Origin of the sequence: Microbacterium sp. (assembly GCF_035556355.1) — a bacterium.
GTDB lineage: Bacteria > Actinomycetota > Actinomycetes > Actinomycetales > Microbacteriaceae > Microbacterium.
In genome coordinates, this window is record NZ_DATMFG010000054.1 from 266,157 (window position 1) to 284,164 (window position 18,008).

Genomic DNA, 18,008 nt, shown 5'->3' on the forward strand with positions numbered 1-18,008 from the left:
CGAGGTCGGATCGGGGCCTCGGACGGACGGCCGTGGAAATGCCGATCCGCGGGTCAGTCCTGCTCGAACAGTCCCCGGATGTCGTCGGCCGAGAGCGCACGTCCGAACAGCGCGTCGTCGTCCATGACGGCGCGGAACAGCCGCGCTTTCCGCTGCTGCAGCGCCATGACCTTCTCCTCGATCGTTCCCGCCGCGATCAGCCGATAGACGTTGACGGGGCGCTCCTGCCCGATGCGGTGCGCTCGGTCGACCGCCTGGGCTTCTGCGGCGGGGTTCCACCACGGGTCGAGCAAGAACACGTAGTCCGCCTCGGTGAGCGTCAGACCGAAACCACCGGCCCTCAGGCTGATGAGGAACACGGGCGCCTCTCCCGTGCGGAAGCTCGCGACCGCGCAGTCGCGGTCGCGAGTCGATCCGTCGAGGTACGCGTGGCGGATGCCGCGCTCCTCGAGTCGCTCGGCGACGAGCCCCAGGAACGACGTGAACTGGCTGAACACGAGCGCGCGGTGGCCCTCGGCCAGCACCTCGTCGAGCTGTTCGAACAGTGCGGTGAGCTTGCTCGGCTCGATGTGCGCGTACTCCGGGTCGATGAGCTCGGGCGCCAGGCTCAGCATCCGCAGCAGCGTCAGTGACCGGAACACGATGAACCGGTTGCGGTCGAGGTCTTCGAGCAGGCCCAGCACCTTCTGCCGCTCGCGCTGCAGCATGGTGTCGTACAGCGCCCGGTGCGCGGGCCCCAGTTCGACCGCGACCTCCTGCTCCTGCTTCGGCGGCAGGTCGGCGGCGACGAGCTCCTTCGTGCGGCGCAGCACGAGCGGGCGGATGCGGCGCCGCAGGCGCGCGACGCGTCCGGCGCGGTACTCGCCGCCCTCCTGGTTCTCCGGCACCCTGCCCTGCTCGATCGGCCCGACGTACTCCTCGCGGAAGCGCCGCGCCGATGGGAAGAGCCCTGGCGCCGCGAGCGCGAGCAGCGCCCACAGCTCACTCAGGCTGTTCTCGAGCGGCGTGCCGGTGACGGCGTACACGACGTCGGCGCGCAGCGCCGCGACCGCCTGGTGCGTCTTGGTGGCCTGGTTCTTCACGAACTGCGCCTCGTCGAGAACGAGCCCGGCCCACTCGACGTCCGCGAACCCGGACTCGTCGAGGCGCAGGCGCGTGTAGGACGTGACGACGACATCGGCGGATGCTGCGGCCCGCGCGACAGTCGGGGCATCCGCTCCGCGCTTCTGCTCGCCTCGCGCGCCGTCGAGCACGCTCATGCGCAGGTCGGGAGTGAAGCGTGCGGCCTCGGTGCGCCACGTCGACACGACCGATGTGGGAGCCACCACGAGGAACGGGCGGCGCTCTCCCGCGTCGCGCGTGTGCGCGATGAGCGCGAGGAGCTGGAGCGTCTTGCCGAGACCCATGTCGTCGGCGAGGATGCCGCCCAGACGGTGATGCCACAGGAACGCGAGCCAGTCGTACCCCGCGCGCTGATACGGGCGCAGGTCCGCGCGCAGTCCGCGCGGCAGCGGCGTCTCGGGCACGCCCTCGGCGTCGCGAAGGCCGTCGGCGATCACGCGCCACGACACCGCGGGCTCCGACTGATCGGCGAGGTCCTCGAAATCCGCCCACAGCGTGGTCTGGTAGCGGTTGAGGCGAGGGCCCGTCTCCCACTCGTCGAGCTCACCCGCCTCCTCGATGAGCTCGCGCAGCCTCGCCAGCGACGGATGCGACAGCGAGAAGTACGCGCCGTCGCTCAGGAGCATCTTTCGCCGGCCGCGCGACAGCGCGGTGAAGAGCTTGCCGAACGGGATGCGCCGCCCGTCGATGGTCACCACGACGCCGAGGTCGAACCAGTCCGGATCGGGCGATTCGACCGTCGTGACCTCGATGCGCGGGTCGCCCGTCAGCTCGCGATAGCGGGGCCGCTCCCCCGTCACCTCGACCACGACGCCGCCGAGCGCCTCGAGGCGCGGAAGCACGCGCGCCGCGAACTCGGCCGCGTCGAGCCCGGTCAGCACCGCGGTGGGCGCCCATTCGACCGGAGACTCCTCCTTCCAGACCTCCTCGACGCGTTGCCGGATCGCGTCTTCGGCTTCGGATTCGCGGTCGGTGGGGTCGGGTGCGTCGAACGGGATGTCGTCGCGCCCGAGGTACCGCCACGAGTGCGAGTACTCCAGCCGATGCGACGGCGAGAACCGCACGCCGAGGACGAGCGTCGGCCGATCGGGCGACGGGATCTCGATGCCCGGCGCACGCACCGTCACGTGCCGCGACAGCGGCGCGAGGTGCTCGGCGATGAACTCCTCGGCGTCGTGAGCGGGAACCTCGACCGGCGCCGACGCCATGAGCAGTGCCCGCACGGCGTCGGGCACCGACGCGCGCGCGAGGTCGATGCGGATGCGCTCGCCCGTCACCTCGAACCTGTAGACGCCGCTGCCGCCGATGGGGCGGACGCTCGCGGCATCCGCCTCCGCTCCCCCGATCACGACCTCCGGCGCGACGCTGAGCGCGCCCGACCGCTGTGACACGCGAACCGACACGGACGCCCCGTCCACGAGCTCGACCGACTGGTGACGCTTCGTGGCGACGATCGGGATGCCGAGCCGCTCCGCCTTCTCGAGGTGAGGCCACAGCAGCGACGATGTGATGTCGTCGAGGGTGAGCCATTCGGCGACGTCTGAGAACGTGCCGTACGTGCGCAGGTCGCGGCCGATGCTGTGCAACTCGGTGAGCCAGCGCGCCTGCGCGGGGTCGTAGCGATTGCCCGGACGTCGCACCTCATCCCACGACGCATCGCCCTTGATCCACGCGTCGTCGCGCGCACCGCGCTCGAGCGGTCGCAGGCCCACCAGCACGTCTGCCCCGTGCCGGTGCAGGCCACGCGCGGTCGCCGTCTCGGCCTTGACGGGCGACCACGCCGAGCCGTCACGGCGCACGCGCTGGCGCAGCTCGACACCGAGGGCGAGCGCGGTGGTCGCGCCCGGGACAGGCGAAGCGGATGCCGCGAAGAGGCGCCGCCAGTCGGAGGACGCCGACGCCACCACTTCCCGCGGGGCCATGCCGCGGTGTGCGGCGTCGTCGAAGGGCGGGGTCACGGGATGCATCCTGGTCCCCCGCTCCGACAGAACCGCCCCGGCGTCAGCCGGCGCGCGCGATGCGCGCGAGGACCCCGTGCACGAACGCGCCCGACTCGTCGGTCGAGAATTCCTTCGCGAGCTCGACGGCCTCGTCGATCGCGACCGCCGTCGGCACCTCGTCGTTGTAGACGATCTCCCACACGCCGATCCGCAGCAGGGCGCGGTCGACCGCGGGCATGCGCGCGAGGGACCAGTCCTTCGCGTAGGTGGTGATGAGCTCGTCGATCTCGGCCTGGTTGTCGATCACGCCGTCGACGATCTCGCGTGCGTACAGCCACGACGCCTCACGAGCGGGCTCGTTCGCGGCGCGCTCGGCCTCGGCGGCCAGCACGGTCGGCAGCGCCTCACCACGGATGTCGCTCTGGAAGAGGATGTCGAGTGCGCGCTTGCGCGCTTTCGTTCGTGCGCTCATCGCGCGGCGTCAGTTGACGCGGCCGAGGTACTCGCCCGTACGGGTGTCGACCTTGACCTTCGTGCCCGTCTCGAGGAACAGCGGGACCTGGATCTCGTAGCCGGTCTCGACCGTCGCGGGCTTGGTGCCCGCCGACGAGCGGTCGCCCTGCAGACCCGGCTCGGTGTAGGTGATCTCGAGCACGACCGAGGCCGGGAGGTCGATGTAGAGCGGGTTCCCGTTGTTGAGGGCGATCGTCACCTGCTGGTTCTCGAGCAGGAAGTTCTTCGCGTCGCCGACGGTCGCCGCGGGCACCGACAACTGGTCGTAGTCGGTCGTGTCCATGAACACGAAGCTGTCGCCGTCGTTGTAGAGGTACGTGAAGTCGCGGCGGTCGACGTTCTCGATGTCGACCTTCGCGCCCGCGTTGTAGGTCTTGTCGACGACCTTGCCCGTGACGACGTTCTTGAGCTTCGTGCGCACGAACGCCCCGCCCTTGCCGGGCTTGACGTGCTGGAACTCGACGACGCTCCAGAGCTGTCCGTCGATGTTGAGGACGACGCCGTTCTTGATGTCTGCGGTCGATGCCATGTGTGTGGGAAGTCCGTTCGTGTGGTGATGAGGCGGCCCCGGTGCGGGCCGGACGAGACTGGGGCCGGGCGCGTCCGTCAACGGCCGACGTTCGATTCTACGGGATGCCTCGGGGCCGACACCGGAGGATCAGCCGTCGGCCTGCCCTGTGATGACGTCGATGAGGCGCGCGACCGCGGTCGCGTACCCCCGGACGCCCTCGCCCACCACGTGCACGAGGGCGACATCGGCGACGTAAGAGTGCTGCCTGAAGGGCTCGCGCTTCGAGATGTCGGAGATGTGCACCTCCGCGACCGGCAGACCCACACCGGAGAGCGCATCGCGCAGCACGACCGACGTGTGCGTGAGCCCGCCGGGGTTGATCACGATGCCCGCGCAGTCCTCGCGCGCGGCGTGGATCGCGTCGAGGAGCACGCCCTCGTGGTTGCTCTGCACGGCGCGGATCTCGAACCCGCGCGCCCGCGCGGCATCCGCTGCGATGCGTTCGACGTCCGCGAGGGTCTCGGTGCCGTAGACGTCGGGCTCTCGCACGCCCAGGAGATTGAGGTTCGGTCCGTTCACGAGAAGCAGGCGCCGCGGAGTCGTCACGCCATCACCCTAGCGAGGGTCGGCGGCGCTCTCTGAGCGATCGGGCTGCCACGTCATCCGCAGCTCTCTCCCCGCGACGCTCTGCGTCACTTCGCCCGTCTCGCGGAACCCGAACCGTCGGTATGCGTTCTGAGCGCGATGGTTGTCGACGTGCACGTCGAGCGACACCGCCTGCGCCCCGTGCGCGAGGGCCCACTTCACCGCCGCATCGAGCAGCGCGTCGATCGTTCCGTCGCCGCGGTGCGTGGGTCGCACCCACACGCCCACGACGTCGGCGGCCGGGTGCGACGCCGTGCGGTGGAGGTGATCCATGCCGCCCGGCCGTCGCAGGAGGACCGTGAGCGACCCGACCCATTCGCCGTCGTCTTCGGCCACGAGTTGCGCGCCGTCGTCGCTCTCGGCCGCCCGTGCGGTGCGGTCGCGCCAGAAGTCGTCGCTGCGGGCTTCGGCGCCGGCGCGCGTGTCGAGGAACGCGATCGGGGCGAGCGGGTCGCTCAGCGACTCGAGACGCAGGTCGCGCACGGCCTCCCATTCGTCGGCGCGAACACGACGGATGCTCAGCATCCCGCCACCCTAGCGACGATGCTCGCGCTCCGCCGAGCTTTCAGCCCGCGACCTCCTGGTACGCCGCGAAGAGCAGCGACTCGTCGGGGGCCTGCAGCGTCGTGGGCTTCGCGATGTCGTCCAGCACGATGAACCGCAGCATCCCTCCGCGCGCCTTCTTGTCGCGCTGCATGGTCGCGAGCAGCTGCGGCCACGCCCCCGCACGATACGAGGTCGGCAGCCCGAGAAGTTCGAGGATGTCGCGGTGGCGCTGGGCGGCGGCATCCGACAACCGGCCCGCGAGCCGGGACAGCTCGGCCGCGAAGACCATGCCGATCGAGATCGCCGCGCCGTGGCGCCAGCGGTAGCGCTCGGCGTGCTCGATCGCGTGGCCGAGGGTGTGGCCGTAGTTGAGCACTTCGCGCAGCCCCGCTTCGCGCAGGTCCTCCCCCACGACCCGCGCCTTCATGTCGATCGCAAGCTCGACGCAGCGGCGGAACGCGTCACCGCGCGGGTCGACGACGGCCGCGGCATCCGCCTCGATCAGATCGAGGATCTCCGGATACCAGATGAACCCGGCCTTCACGACCTCGGCGAAGCCGGCCACGAGCTCGTTGCGGCCGAGCGAGTCGAGCAGATCCAGATCGCAGATCACGGCGCGGGGCGGCCAGAACGCGCCGACGAGGTTCTTGCCCTCGGCCGTGTTGATGCCCGTCTTGCCGCCGACCGCCGCATCGACCATGCCCAGCACCGTCGTCGGCACCTGCACGACGGCCACGCCCCGCAGCCACGTCGCCGCGACGAACCCGGCGAGGTCGGTGACCGCGCCGCCGCCGAACCCGACGATCGCGTCGGTGCGCGTGAAGTCCGCCTGTCCGAGGATCTGCCAGCAGAACGCGGCGACCTCGATGCGCTTGCCCTGCTCGGCGTCGGGGATCTCGGCGAGCAGCACCTCGCGGTCCGCGAGGAGACCCTCGCGCAGCCGCTCGGCCTGTGCGGCGAGGGTCGGCGGATGCACGATGAGCACCTTGCGGGCCGACGCGGGCACGGCGTCGCCGAGTGTGCGCAGGATGCCGCGCCCCACGCGCACGTCGTACGGGGCCTCACCCTGCACGGTGATGGTGGTGGGCTCGCTCATGTCTCCTCCTGGGCGGTGGCCGGTCGTGCGCCGCTGCGGACCCACTCGACGATCGCGTCGACGACGTCCTGCAGCGGCCCCGTCGACGTGTCGAACTCGATGTCGGCGACCTCGTCGTACAGCGGGCGCCGCTCGCGGAAGATCGCGGTCCACCGCTCGAGCGGATCCTCGGTCTGCAGCAGGGGGCGGTTCGAGCCGCGGATGCGCCCCTCCACCACCCTGGGTGTCACGGTGAGCAGCACGACCCGGTGCCGCGCGAGGTCGGCGCGTGTGCGCGGATCGAGCACCGCTCCCCCGCCGAGCGACACGACGCCGCCGGTTGCGAGCGCCGCACGCACCGCGTCGCGCTCGAGCTCGCGGAAGCGCTTCTCGCCCTGGGTCGCGAACACCGTCTCGAGCGGCCCGTGCTCACGCGCGACGGCCGCGTCGGTGTCGGTGAAGGGCAGCGCGAGCGCCTTGGCGACACGCCGTCCGACGCTGGTCTTTCCGGCGCCCATCGGCCCGATGAGGACGACGGCGGATGCCGCCTCCCGTGCCACGGGCACGGGCGCGTGCTCAGTGGGCGAGGTCATGCTCGGCGAGCGGCTCCGCGTCGTCGGCGCCGAGCGACGGGTCGCTCTCGCCGGACGAGCGCAGGGTCTCGGGGATCGCCGCGAGGTAGGACTCGAGGTTGCGGCGCGTCTCGGCGACCGAGTCGCCGCCGAACTTCTCGAGCACGGCCTCGGCGAGCACGATCGCGACCATCGCCTCGGCGACGACGCCCGCCGCGGGAACGGCGCACACGTCGGAGCGCTGGTGATGTGCGGATGCCGCGTCGCCCGTCGTCACGTCCACCGTGCGCAGTGCGCGGGGAACCGTCGCGATCGGCTTCATGCCCGCGCGCACGCGCAACACCGTGCCCGTCGACATTCCGCCCTCGGTTCCGCCCGCGCGGTCGCTCGCCCGCGTGATTCCGCCGTCGGCCGCGAAGAGTTCGTCGTGGGCGGCTGAGCCGCGTCGGCGCGTCGTCTCGAAGCCGTCGCCGACTTCCACGCCCTTGATCGCCTGGATGCTCATGAGGGCCTGCGCGAGCCGCCCGTCGAGTCGGCGGTCCCAGTGCACGTGAGAACCGAGGCCCGGCGGAAGACCGTACGCGAGCACCTCGACGATGCCCCCGAGCGTGTCTCCGTCCTTGCGCGCCGCGTCGACCTCGGCGACCATGCGCGCCGACGTGTCGGGATCGAAGCACCGCAGCGGATCGGCGTCGAGCGTGTCGACGTCGTCGGGGGTCGGCAGGGCCGCTCCTTCGGGGACCCGTACAGGGCCGATCGACAGCGTGTGGCTCACGAGGCGGATGCCGAGCTCGGACAGGAACGACCGGGCGACCGCGCCCAGCGCGACACGAGCCGCCGTCTCGCGCGCGCTCGCGCGCTCGAGGATCGGGCGGGCCTCGTCGAACCCGTACTTCTGCATGCCGACGAGGTCGGCGTGACCCGGTCGCGGACGTGTGAGCGCGGCTCCGCGACCGCGCGACTTCTCGGTGAGCTCGACGGGCTCGGCGCTCATCACCTCGACCCACTTCGGCCACTCGGTGTTGCCGATGCGCAGCGCGATGGGGCTTCCGAGAGAGTAGCCATGACGCACGCCGGCCGAGATGGTCAGCTCATCCTCTTCGAACTTCATGCGCGAGCCGCGGCCGTATCCGAGCTTGCGGCGGGCCAGATCCGCCTGGATCGCGCTGCGAGACACCGGGACGCCGGCCGGAAGACCCTCCATGACGGCGATGAGTTCGGGGCCGTGCGATTCGCCGGCCGTGAGCACACGGAGCATTGCTCCAGTCTCCCACGCCACGAGGGACGGTTACGCCGACACGGATGCCGCGAGCGCCGCGCGCATCGCCGCGTCGACGTCGTCCTCGTGCGGCAGGACCGAGCCAGGATCGCCCATCACGAACACGCGCACCTGCAGCACGGCTTGGTGCAGCAGCATCCCGCTGCCGTCCCAAGCCCGCGCCCCCGCACGCTCCCACGCGGTTGCGAGCACCGTCGGCCAGTGACCGTAGACGACGTCGAGGAGGGGACCGCCGGATGCCGCGAGGCGGTCGGCTGTGGCATCCGCGATGTCCGCTCCGCCCGGAAGCGTCGCGATCGTGAGGTCGACGGCGCCCGTGGGCACGTCGATGCGGGTCGGAGTCACCCGAACCCCGACGCGCTCGCCGAGCGCCATGAGATGCTCGGCCGCCTCGGGGCGACGGGCCGCGACCTCGACCTCGCGCACGCCCATCGTGTCGAGCGCCATGAGAGCGGACGTCGCCGTCGCGCCGGCGCCGACGATGCGCGCACGCGCGGGGTCCCTGACGCCCTGCTCGGTCAGGAACCGCACGATGCCGCCCACGTCGGTGTTGTAGCCGTGCGGACCGCCCTCGGCGAGCAGCAGTGTGTTGACGGCGCCCGTGAACTCCGCCGCGCGATCCCGTGTCCGGGCGGCTTCGAAGGCGACGCCCTTGAGCGGCATCGTGAGCGACAGACCGCGCCACGGCTCGCCGAGCTGTGCGAGGCGCGACGCGAACGACGCCTCGTGTACGCGCTCGCGCCCGTACTCCCAGTCGAGGCCGAGCGCACGGTAGGCGGCGCCGTGGAGCTGCGGAGAGCGGCTGTGGGCGATGGGATCGCCCCACACCGCGAGCCGGCGGCCCGTCAGCACCCCGAGTCCGGGTGGTCGCGACACCAGGCTCGCCATTGTTCGACGGCCCGATTGTGATCATCGATGTTCGAGGTGAACACGGTCTCGCCCGTGTCGAGGTTGACCGTCACGAAGTAGAGCCAATCGCCGTCGGCGGGATGCATCGCCGCGGAGATCGCCACATCGCCGGGGTTCGAGATCGGTCCGATCGGCAGTCCCGGGTGCACGTACGTGTTCCACGGGTTGGGGTCGGTCAGCGCCTCTTCGGACGAGCTGGCTGTGCCGTCATGCATCTCGCCGTAGCCGTACTGCGCGGTCGAGTCCATCTGCAGGAGGCCGAAGGTCTCCTGGTTGTTCGGGTCGAGGCGGTTCTGGATGACCCGTGAAACCTTCTGCATGTCGTCTTCGTAGCGGGCTTCGCGCTGGATGATCGAGGCGATCGTGAGGATGCGCTGGCGCTCTTCGACGGGCACACCGGCCTGGTCGAGGGACTGGATCGTGCGGTCGACCATGCGGGCGATGACGTCGGTGGCGGTGACACCGGGGTCGAACGTGTACATCGCCGGGAACAGCCATCCCTCGAGCGAGTCCGCTCCGACACCGTACGCCGACGGATCGGCGACCGCGGCTTGGAAGTCCTCGAGCGGGATCTGGAGGCTGTCGGCGAGGATCTCGATCGTCTGGTCGACCGTCTTGCCTTCAGGGACGAGCGCCGAGTTCTCGAGTTTGCTCGCGGGATCGAGGATCATCGCGAGCGCGGCCTCGGAGGTCATCTGCTTCTGAAGGCGGAACACGCCGGGCTGGAACGGCGGGTTCTGCTGCGTCTCGATGAGGTACGAGTAGAACGCCTCGGGCGTCTTCGTGACGCCGGCCTCGTAGAGCTTGGGTGAGATCGACTGGCCCGTGTCACCCGACACGATCGTCACGAGCGCCTCGCCGTTCGCCATCCCCGGCTCGTAGTCCTTCGGCTCCTCCCAGCCGAGCACCGCGCGGATCTGCCTCTCGTAGGTGTTCCACACCCACCAGCCGCCGAGCGCGATCCCCCCCAGCAGGGCGACGATGACGCCCAGCGCGATCCAGCCGCCGATGCGGCGCTTGCGCTTGTCGGTCGGAGGCGGCGGGGCGCCGATGTCCGCCGTCGACACTTCGCCTGTGAAGAGGGCTTCGAGGCCTCCGTCCGCATCGCCCGCATCGGCAGGCCGTGCGGAGGCCGGCCTCGCCTGCGACTCCGGGATGATCGGGATGCTCCCCGTGCGGCTGTACGGCAGCGCCGGCTGCGCCGCCGCTTCGCCTGAGAACGGCCAGCCGCGAACCGGGTCGTCGTCGACCTCGTCCGCGGTCGGCGCGGTCGGGTCGGTCTGACCAACCGGGTTGGTCGGCGTGGAGGCGGGAGGGACGGATGCCGAGACCGGCCTCTCGAACGCCGTCGTGGGCGGCTGCTGGGGTGCCGGAGCCTGCTGACCCGGGGTCTGCTGTGCGGGGGTCTGCTGTGCGGGGGTCACGGGCACCGCTCCGCTCGCGGCCGCGCGAGCGGCAGCCTCACGCGCAGCGGCTTCGCGCATCGCACGTCGTGACATCGGCACGCTGCCCGTCTGCGTCGGGACCGCTCCCGTCTCGGCCCCGCCGCCGTTCACGCCCGCTGAGCCGGCCTGCGCGGGCACCGATCCGGCCTGCGCGGGCACCGAACCCGTGTGCGCCGCCGGCACTCCCCCGGTCTGCGGAGGGAGGGCGCCGTTTCGCCCACCGTCGCCGCTGTGCCCGGTGCTCTCTGAGGCCGATCGCGCCAGGTGGGCTCGCGGGTCGGGCAGCTTGCCGAACAGGCCCGCGAACGGGTCGTCGTACGGCGAAGGCGACTGCGGCATGTTCAGGCGGGCTCCTCGGCGGCGGGTACGGGTATGCCGGGCGGTCGCCCGGTGTTCTTCTCGACATCGAGAGCCTGTTGGAGCAGGACCACCGCCGCGACCTGGTCAACAATGCTACGAGACGAACGCTGGGTTCTGCCCGAACCACGCAGCGCCGCGTGTGCCGAAACCGTGCTGAGGCGCTCGTCGACGAGGCGGACGGGCACGTCGGATGCGGCAGCCAGCGCCGCGGCGAAATCGCGCGCATCCGCGGTCGACGGCGTGTCGCCGCCGCTCAGGCTCAACGGCAGGCCGACGAGGACTTCGAGCGGCTCGTACTCCGCGATGAGCTCGCGGATCCGCGCGACGGACGCGTCCGAGCGCGGCACGGTCTCGACGGGAGTCGCGAGCAGCCCGTCGGGGTCGCATCGTGCGACGCCGATCCGCGCCCGGCCGACATCGACCCCGAGGCGGACTCCCCTGCGGAACTCGCTCATGCCGGTCGGTTCACGCCGCGTTCAGCGCGCCCTTCACGGCCGCCAGCGCGGACGGCATCGCGGCGGCATCCGTTCCGCCGCCTTGGGCGACGTCGTCACGTCCGCCGCCACCGCCGCCCAGAGCGGTCGCCGCCGCCTTCGCGAGCACCCCGGCCTTGGCACCCGCGGCGCGCGCCGCCTCGTTCGTCGCGACGACGACGACGGGGCGCCCGTTGAGCTGCGCACCGAGGGCGACCACCGCGGCGTCGGAACCGAGTCGATCGCGCACTTGGAGGGCGAGGGAGCGCACGTCGTCGGCGGACGAAGCCGTGCCGAGCGACTCGGCGACCACGCGGTGCGGGCCGACCGTCGTCGCCTTCTCGACGAGCGTCGGCAGACGATCGGCGAGGGCCTTCGCCTCGTACGCGGCGATCTTCTTCTCGGCGGCCTTGAGGTTCGCCGTGAGCTCGGCGATGCGCGCGGGCAGCTGCTCGCGCGGAGTCTTGAGCGTCGCGGTGAGCTGCGACACGAGGGCGCGCTCGGCCGCGAGCTGGCGGAATGCATCGAGGCCCACGAGAGCTTCGACACGGCGGTTCGACGCGCCGACGGACGACTCGCCGACCAGGCTGATGAGCCCCACCTCGGCACTCGTCGAGACGTGCGTGCCGGCGCAGAGCTCACGCGACCAGGGACCGCCGATGTCGACCATGCGCACGGTGTCGCCGTACTTCTCGCCGAACAGCGCGATCGCACCGAGCGAGCGAGCCTCGTCGAGCGGCAGCACGCGCGTCGTGACCTCGAGGTTCTCTCGCACCGCGTTGTTCGCGATCTCCTCGATCTCGGTCTTCGTCTCGTCGGAGAGCGCCTGACCCCAGCTGAAGTCGAACCTCAGGTAGCCCGCGCGGTTGAGCGAGCCCGCCTGCGTCGCCGAGCGCCCGAGGGTGTCGCGCAGCGCCGCGTGCACGAGGTGGGTCGCCGAGTGCGCCTGACGCGCCGCGCGCCGGTTCTCGGCGTCGACGACCGACGTGGCGGGCTGTCCGACGCCGACCTCGCCCGAGGTCACCTCGACCGTGTGGCTGATCAGACCCGGCACGGGCTTCTGCACGTCGAGGACGTCGAGCTCGTACCCGGGCCCGACGATGATGCCCTTGTCGGCCACCTGTCCGCCCGACTCCGCGTAGAGCGCGGTCTCGGCGAGGATGACCTCGGCGATCTGGCCGGTGGTCGCACGATCCGCCGGCATGCCGTCGACGAGGATGCCGAGCACCGTCGACTCCGTCTGCAGGTCGGTGTAGCCCGTGAACACGGTCTCGCCGCGCGCACGGAGGTCGCGGTACACGCTCGTGTCGGCGAGCTGGCGCTTGCGCGCCCGCGCATCCGCCTTCGCACGCTGACGCTGCTCCTGCATGAGCGAGTCGAACGCGGCGCGGTCCACCGTGAGGCCCGCCTCCTGCGCGATCTCGAGCGTCAGGTCGATCGGGAAACCGTACGTGTCGTGCAGGAGGAACGCCTCGGATCCGGGGATCGTCGTGCCGCCGGAAGCCTTCGTCTGGGCGAGCGACTCGTCGAGGAGCGCCGAGCCCGCCGCGAGCGTGCGCAGGAACGTCTCCTCCTCGGCGAGGGCGTACTGCGAGATGCGGCCCCAGTCCTCCGCGACGACCGGGTACGCCTCGGCCATCGCGTCGCGCGACGCCGCGAACAGCTCGGCGAACGTCGGCCCCTCGACGCCCAGGAGGCGCATCGAGCGGATCACACGACGCATGAGGCGCCGCAGGATGTACCCGCGACCGTCGTTCGACGGCGTCACGCCGTCGGCCAGCAGCATGAGCGACGAGCGCACGTGGTCGGCGACGATGCGGAAGCGCACGTCGTCGTCGTGGTCGGCGCCGTACGTGCGGCCCGACAGCTCGACCGCTTTGTCGAGGACCGGCCGCACCTGGTCGGTCTCGTACATGTTGTCGACGCCCTGCTTGATGAACGCGATGCGCTCGAGGCCCATGCCGGTGTCGATGTTCTTCGCGGGCAGCTCGCCGACAACGTCGAAGTCGTACTTCGACCGCACGTTCGTGATCTCGTATTGCATGAACACGAGGTTCCAGATCTCGACGTAGCGGTCGTCGTCGGTTGCGGGACCTCCGTCGACGCCGTATTCGGGCCCGCGGTCGAAGAAGATCTCCGAGCAGGGGCCTGCAGGACCCGGCAGGCCCGTGCTCCAGTAGTTCGTGTCCTTGCCCAAGCGCTGGATGCGGTCTTCGGGCAGACCTGCGATCTCTCGCCACAGGCCGTAGGCCTCGTCGTCCTCCTCGTAGACGGTCACCCACAGGTCGGCGGGGTCGAACCCGAGACCGCCCTCGTCCTCGGGCGTCGTGAGGAGCTCCCACGCGTAGCCGATCGCCTCGCGCTTGAAGTAGTCGCCGAAAGACCAGTTGCCGAGCATCTGGAAGAACGTGCCGTGGCGCGGCGTCTTGCCGACCTCTTCGATGTCGTTAGTGCGGATGCACTTCTGGTTGTCGGCTGCGCGCGGATACGGCGGCGGCACGTCACCCGACAGGTACGGGATGAACGGCACCATGCCCGCGACCGTGAACAGCAGCGCCGGGTCGTCGGTGACGAGCGACGCCGACGGCACGATCGTGTGGTCCTTCTTCTCGAAATAGGCCAGGAAGCGACGGGCGATCTCGGCGGTCTTCATTCGTGGGTGTTCCTCGGGACGAGCGGATCCTGTCCCGGCACGGCGGGAGGATGCAAGCGGATCGGGCGAGCCGATGGGTCAGGCGGCGGGCTTGGGTGCGGCATCCGTGTCGCCGGAGGCTGCAGAGTCGGATGCCGCGGCGACCGCCTCGGCCGCCGCGTCCGCCGCCGCCTCGGAACCGTCCGAGAAGCGCGCCTCCTGCTCGTGGTACGCCGCGCTGATGCGATCGGTGAACTCGGCGATGCGCGCGTCGATGTCGGCGAGCACCTCACGGCCGCGGGGGTCCTTGTTGACGAAGTGCGCGAGGACGAAGCCGCCGGCCAAGCCGAGCACGAACCACACCAGGTTCTTCATGTCACCACTCCTTCGCCGCGGGCGCGGCATCGGTCCATCTTAAGCGAGAACGGCGAAGGGCGCCGGGGTGGATCCGGCGCCCTTCGCGCAAGTGCTCTGATCAGCGAGCTGCGCAGCAGATCAGCGAGCTGCGTAGTACTCGACGACCAGCTGGACGTCACAGACGACCGGGACCTCGGCGCGCTTCGGGCGACGCACGAGCCGGGCCTGGAGCTTGTCGAGCTCGACCTCGAGGTACGGCGGAACCGGGGGCAGGACGTCGGCGTGACCGCCGGCGGCTGCGACCTGGAACGGCTCGAGGCTCTCGCTCTTGGGCTTGACGTGGATGAGCTGGCCCGGCTTCACGCGGAACGACGGGCGGTCGACGAGCTGGCCGTCGACGAGGATGTGACGGTGCACGACGAGCTGGCGGGCCTGCGCCATGGTGCGGGCGAAGCCCGAACGGAGCACGAGGGCGTCGAGACGCATCTCGAGCTGCTCGACGAGGTTCTCACCGGTCAGGCCGTCCTTGCGGCGGGCCTCTTCGAACTGGATGCGAAGCTGCTTCTCGCGGATGTTGTACTGCTCGCGAAGACGCTGCTTCTCACGCAGACGGACGGCGTAGTCGCTGTCGGCCTTGCGCTTCGTGCGGCCGTGCTCGCCCGGAGCGTACGGACGCTTCTCGAGGTAGCGGGCTGCCTTCGGGGTCAGCGCGACGCCGAGCGCGCGCGACAGGCGGACCTTGCGGCGGTCCTGGGACTTCGTTGCCACGAAGTGTTCCTTCCGTTTACGCGGCCGTGTCTTTCACGGCTCGCGGACGTATCCCCCACTTCTCGCCCTGTCCGGACTGCACGCCGGGGCACGCCGGAAGGTCTTGGTCGGAGAAGGGAGATGCCCGAAAACCCGGTTTCGAGCCGATCAAGTCTATCAGAGGCGCATTCGGCGGCCGATATCGGATGCGCGTCGCGCGGCAGTCACCCGTGTCGGCCCTCGGTGCGATAGTGAGCACATGGTTCGCGGGCATGCTCTCGGCGTCGTCCTGGCCGGCGCTCTCGCCCTCACGGGCTGTGCGGCTGCGGAGGGTGAGCTCGGTCCGCTCGGCCGAGCGGGGTGCGATCCGGCGTCGCCGGCGGTGGGCATGGTCACGGAGGCCACGGCGTCGGACGGCGTGACCGCGTTCGGGCTGCTCGAGACGGCCGACCCGCGAGAGCTCACCGCGGGCGACACGGTCCACAAGCTCATCGTCCGCATGACGGGCTCAGGAGACCTCTCGGCCGAGGTGGTCCGGCCGGACGGCTCGACCCGAGACCCCGACTGGGGGCCTGAATCGCATGCCTCCAGCAACTTCGACCGCCCGGGCGACGAATGGGGCATCGGGTTCGCGCTCGACGAACCCGGATGCTGGGAGATCCGCCTCGCCCGCGAGGGCGGCGACTCCGCGTCGTTCTGGTTCGCGGTGGACGACGGGTGATCTCAGGCCGCGGGCACGAGCGACGACATCACGCGCACCACCCCGGGACCGTACTCGTCGTCGAAGCGGTCCTGGAGCGCCCCGTCGTCGTAGACCACCGTCACGTCGACGACACCCGACATCCCGTTCTCGCCGGCCGATAGCACACCGGGAGTCGACGACACGATCTCGCTCTGGATCGACTGCAGCTCCGCGGCCGTGCGGGTCGCCTGGGTGACGCACAGCATTCCGCCCCACACCTCGCGCAGCGCGGCCTCCGCGGCGGACGGATCGCCGGTGACCCGGACGTTCACGATCGTGAGCAGCGGGTCGTTCATCAGCGTCTCCGACCCCTCGGCGGCCCCGGGCCGCGCGGCGGGGTTCGGCGACTGGTCCATCCACGCGGTCGCATAGCCGTCGAGCAGCTGCGCACGCTCGAACGTGGCGTTCATCGCCTCGAAGGTCGCCTTCGACTCGTCGACCACGCGCCATCCGCCGTCGGGTTCCGGGCACGGCGTGGAGAAGTCGGTCACATCCACCTCGGGCCACTCGTAGTCCGCGCCGGGCTCGACCTCGATCGCGGTGAAGGCATCGGCGGCGGGGTCGTACGTGCCCGTGAGGATGAACAGCCCCCAGCGGACGCCCGCCGCTTCCTCGAACTGCCCGACGTACCGATTCCAATCCCACCCGATCATGGAGGGACCGCCGCACTGCGGCGGATACGAGGCGGCCATGGCTCCGAGGCACAGCTCGGCGCCGTCACCGTCGTCGAGCACGGTGACCGGATGCTTCGTCGTGACCAGCGCAGCCGAGTCCGCGTCCGGGGCTCCACCCGGCGGGACCGCGTCGTCCCGTGGGGTCGCGCACCCGGCCAGCACCACAGCGGCGAGGACCGCCAGCGCTCCGATCACGGCGGGTCGCGGCATCCGGTTCTCTCGCATCATCGCCCTCCACTCGTCGCACGCCCACACGGCGGGGTCGCGATCGCCTCGCTCAAGGAGTGTCGCGACCGCACGGATCGTCTCACCGTGGATACCCATGCCGTCGTGCGCCATGCTCGTCACGGCACGGGCACGCGCCGCATACTCATCGCCCCGTTCGGGCCGGGGACGGCGCTCGCCGACGCGTTCCTGATCAGTGGGGCCGATCACTCCCCGTGGGCGACCCCGCTCCACATCACGAGCTGCGCCGCGCTGGTCGCGCTCCTCGCCCTCATCGTCGTCGAGAGCGCGCTCGAACGCCGCGGCGGGCGCCTGCCATGGCGTGAGTCAGCCGCCGCCGAGGATCCTGCGGATCTTCTCGAGCCGGGCCTGCACGTCGCGTTCCTGGCCGTGGTTCGTGGGCTCGTAATAGCGCTTGCCGCGCAGCTCGTCGGGAAGGTACTGCTGCGCGACCACGCCGACCTCGGAGTCGTGCGGGTACTTGTAGCCCTTGCCGTGCCCGAGGCGCTTCGCGCCCGGGTAGTGCGCGTCGCGCAGGTGTGTCGGAACGCGCCCGAAACCGCCGGCCCGCACGTCGGCGATCGCCTTGTCGAGCGCGACGTACGCGGCATTGGACTTCGCCGTCGACGCGAGATACACCGTCGCCTCGGCGAGCGGGATGCGCCCCTCGGGCATGCCGATGAACTGAACGGCGTCGGCGGCCGCGACGGCCAGCGGCAGCGCGTGCGGGTCGGCGAGGCCGATGTCTTCGGATGCCGAGATGATGAGCCTGCGCGCGATGAATCGCGGGTCTTCGCCGGCCTCGATCATGCGCGCGAGGTAGTGCAGCGCGGCGTCGACGTCGGAGCCGCGGATCGACTTGATGAACGCGCTGATGACGTCGTAGTGCTCGTCGCCCTGACGGTCGTACCGCAGGAGGGCACGGTCGACCGCCTGCGCGATGTGCTCGGCGGTGATCTCGATGGGCGCCTGCGCCTCGGCGCCGTCCTCGGAGCCGTGATCGTCGGCCGCTGCGGTCTCGGCGTCGACGTCTGGAGCCGCGATCGACGCCGCGGCCTCGAGGGCGGTGAGCGCGCGGCGCGCGTCGCCGGATGCGAGTCGGATGAGCGCATCACGCGCCCCGGGCGCGAGTTCCACGGCGCCGGCGAGTCCGCGCGGATCGTCGACCGCGCGGTCGATGAGCATGCCGAGGTCGTCGTCGGTGAGCGGTTGGAGGGTGAGCAGCAACGATCGTGACAGCA

Annotated in this window: 17 protein-coding genes; 1 reads left to right on the plus strand and 16 read right to left on the minus strand. The window is 70.9% G+C overall.

The window, feature by feature from the left end:
* Positions 1-53: 53 nt before the first annotated feature.
* The 14 genes from VNR19_RS15805 to rpsD form a co-directional block, all read right to left on the minus strand.
* Positions 54-3,080, minus strand: a complete 3,027-nt coding sequence (locus tag VNR19_RS15805; RefSeq protein WP_325728225.1) for a DEAD/DEAH box helicase — start codon at positions 3,078-3,080, stop codon at positions 54-56.
* Between the two features lie 43 nt (positions 3,081-3,123).
* Entirely contained in the window at positions 3,124-3,534 is a 411-nt protein-coding gene (gene nusB, locus VNR19_RS15810) for a transcription antitermination factor NusB (protein WP_325728226.1), read from the minus strand.
* Positions 3,535-3,543: 9 nt separating this feature from the next.
* Positions 3,544-4,104 (minus strand): elongation factor P, encoded by a 561-nt coding sequence (gene efp / locus VNR19_RS15815; RefSeq protein ID WP_325032173.1) that lies wholly within the window; start codon positions 4,102-4,104, stop codon positions 3,544-3,546.
* Positions 4,105-4,233: 129 nt separating this feature from the next.
* Positions 4,234-4,692: a type II 3-dehydroquinate dehydratase gene (locus tag VNR19_RS15820; RefSeq protein ID WP_325728227.1), complete on the minus strand. Its 459-nt coding sequence runs from the start codon at positions 4,690-4,692 to the stop codon at positions 4,234-4,236.
* Positions 4,693-4,701: 9 nt separating this feature from the next.
* On the minus strand, positions 4,702-5,256 hold the full coding sequence (locus VNR19_RS15825; RefSeq protein ID WP_325728228.1) for a GNAT family N-acetyltransferase: 555 nt from the start codon (positions 5,254-5,256) through the stop codon (positions 4,702-4,704).
* A 40-nt stretch (positions 5,257-5,296) separates the two neighbouring features.
* Complete coding sequence (gene aroB, locus VNR19_RS15830) at positions 5,297-6,373, minus strand: 3-dehydroquinate synthase (RefSeq protein ID WP_325728229.1); 1,077 nt, start codon at positions 6,371-6,373, stop codon at positions 5,297-5,299.
* The gene (locus VNR19_RS15835) at positions 6,370-6,945 is read right to left on the minus strand and encodes a shikimate kinase (RefSeq protein ID WP_325728230.1); all 576 of its coding nucleotides are present in this window, start codon (positions 6,943-6,945) and stop codon (positions 6,370-6,372) included. The genes aroB and VNR19_RS15835 overlap by 4 nt, the downstream gene beginning before the upstream one ends.
* Positions 6,929-8,182, minus strand: a complete 1,254-nt coding sequence (gene aroC, locus VNR19_RS15840; RefSeq protein ID WP_325728231.1) for a chorismate synthase — start codon at positions 8,180-8,182, stop codon at positions 6,929-6,931. Before aroC ends, VNR19_RS15835 begins: the two co-directional genes overlap by 17 nt.
* A gap of 30 nt (positions 8,183-8,212) precedes the next feature.
* Positions 8,213-9,079, minus strand: a complete 867-nt coding sequence (locus VNR19_RS15845; protein ID WP_325728232.1) for a shikimate dehydrogenase — start codon at positions 9,077-9,079, stop codon at positions 8,213-8,215.
* Positions 9,049-10,896 carry an endolytic transglycosylase MltG gene (mltG, locus tag VNR19_RS15850; protein WP_325728233.1) on the minus strand — a complete coding sequence of 616 codons (1,848 nt, stop codon included), beginning with the start codon at positions 10,894-10,896 and terminating at the stop codon, positions 9,049-9,051. The genes VNR19_RS15845 and mltG overlap by 31 nt, the downstream gene beginning before the upstream one ends.
* 2 nt (positions 10,897-10,898) lie before the next feature.
* Positions 10,899-11,372 (minus strand): Holliday junction resolvase RuvX, encoded by a 474-nt coding sequence (gene ruvX, locus VNR19_RS15855; RefSeq protein WP_325728234.1) that lies wholly within the window; start codon positions 11,370-11,372, stop codon positions 10,899-10,901.
* Positions 11,373-11,382: 10 nt separating this feature from the next.
* Entirely contained in the window at positions 11,383-14,043 is a 2,661-nt protein-coding gene (gene alaS / locus VNR19_RS15860) for an alanine--tRNA ligase (RefSeq protein ID WP_325728235.1), read from the minus strand.
* A gap of 78 nt (positions 14,044-14,121) precedes the next feature.
* Positions 14,122-14,397 carry an ATPase gene (locus tag VNR19_RS15865; protein ID WP_325728236.1) on the minus strand — a complete coding sequence of 92 codons (276 nt, stop codon included), beginning with the start codon at positions 14,395-14,397 and terminating at the stop codon, positions 14,122-14,124.
* A 120-nt stretch (positions 14,398-14,517) separates the two neighbouring features.
* Positions 14,518-15,147 (minus strand): 30S ribosomal protein S4, encoded by a 630-nt coding sequence (gene rpsD / locus VNR19_RS15870; protein ID WP_325728237.1) that lies wholly within the window; start codon positions 15,145-15,147, stop codon positions 14,518-14,520.
* A 238-nt stretch (positions 15,148-15,385) separates the two neighbouring features.
* Here rpsD and VNR19_RS15875 point away from each other — a divergent pair, with 238 nt between their 5' ends.
* Positions 15,386-15,847 carry a hypothetical protein gene (locus VNR19_RS15875; RefSeq protein WP_325728238.1) on the plus strand — a complete coding sequence of 154 codons (462 nt, stop codon included), beginning with the start codon at positions 15,386-15,388 and terminating at the stop codon, positions 15,845-15,847.
* A gap of 2 nt (positions 15,848-15,849) precedes the next feature.
* Here VNR19_RS15875 and VNR19_RS15880 read toward each other — a convergent pair whose 3' ends face one another.
* Together VNR19_RS15880 and VNR19_RS15885 are read right to left on the minus strand one after the other, a co-directional pair.
* On the minus strand, positions 15,850-16,881 hold the full coding sequence (locus VNR19_RS15880) for a hypothetical protein (protein ID WP_325728239.1): 1,032 nt from the start codon (positions 16,879-16,881) through the stop codon (positions 15,850-15,852).
* A 213-nt stretch (positions 16,882-17,094) separates the two neighbouring features.
* Positions 17,095-18,008 (minus strand): AAA family ATPase (locus VNR19_RS15885; RefSeq protein ID WP_491715946.1); only part of this gene is annotated, 914 nt, incomplete at its 5' end.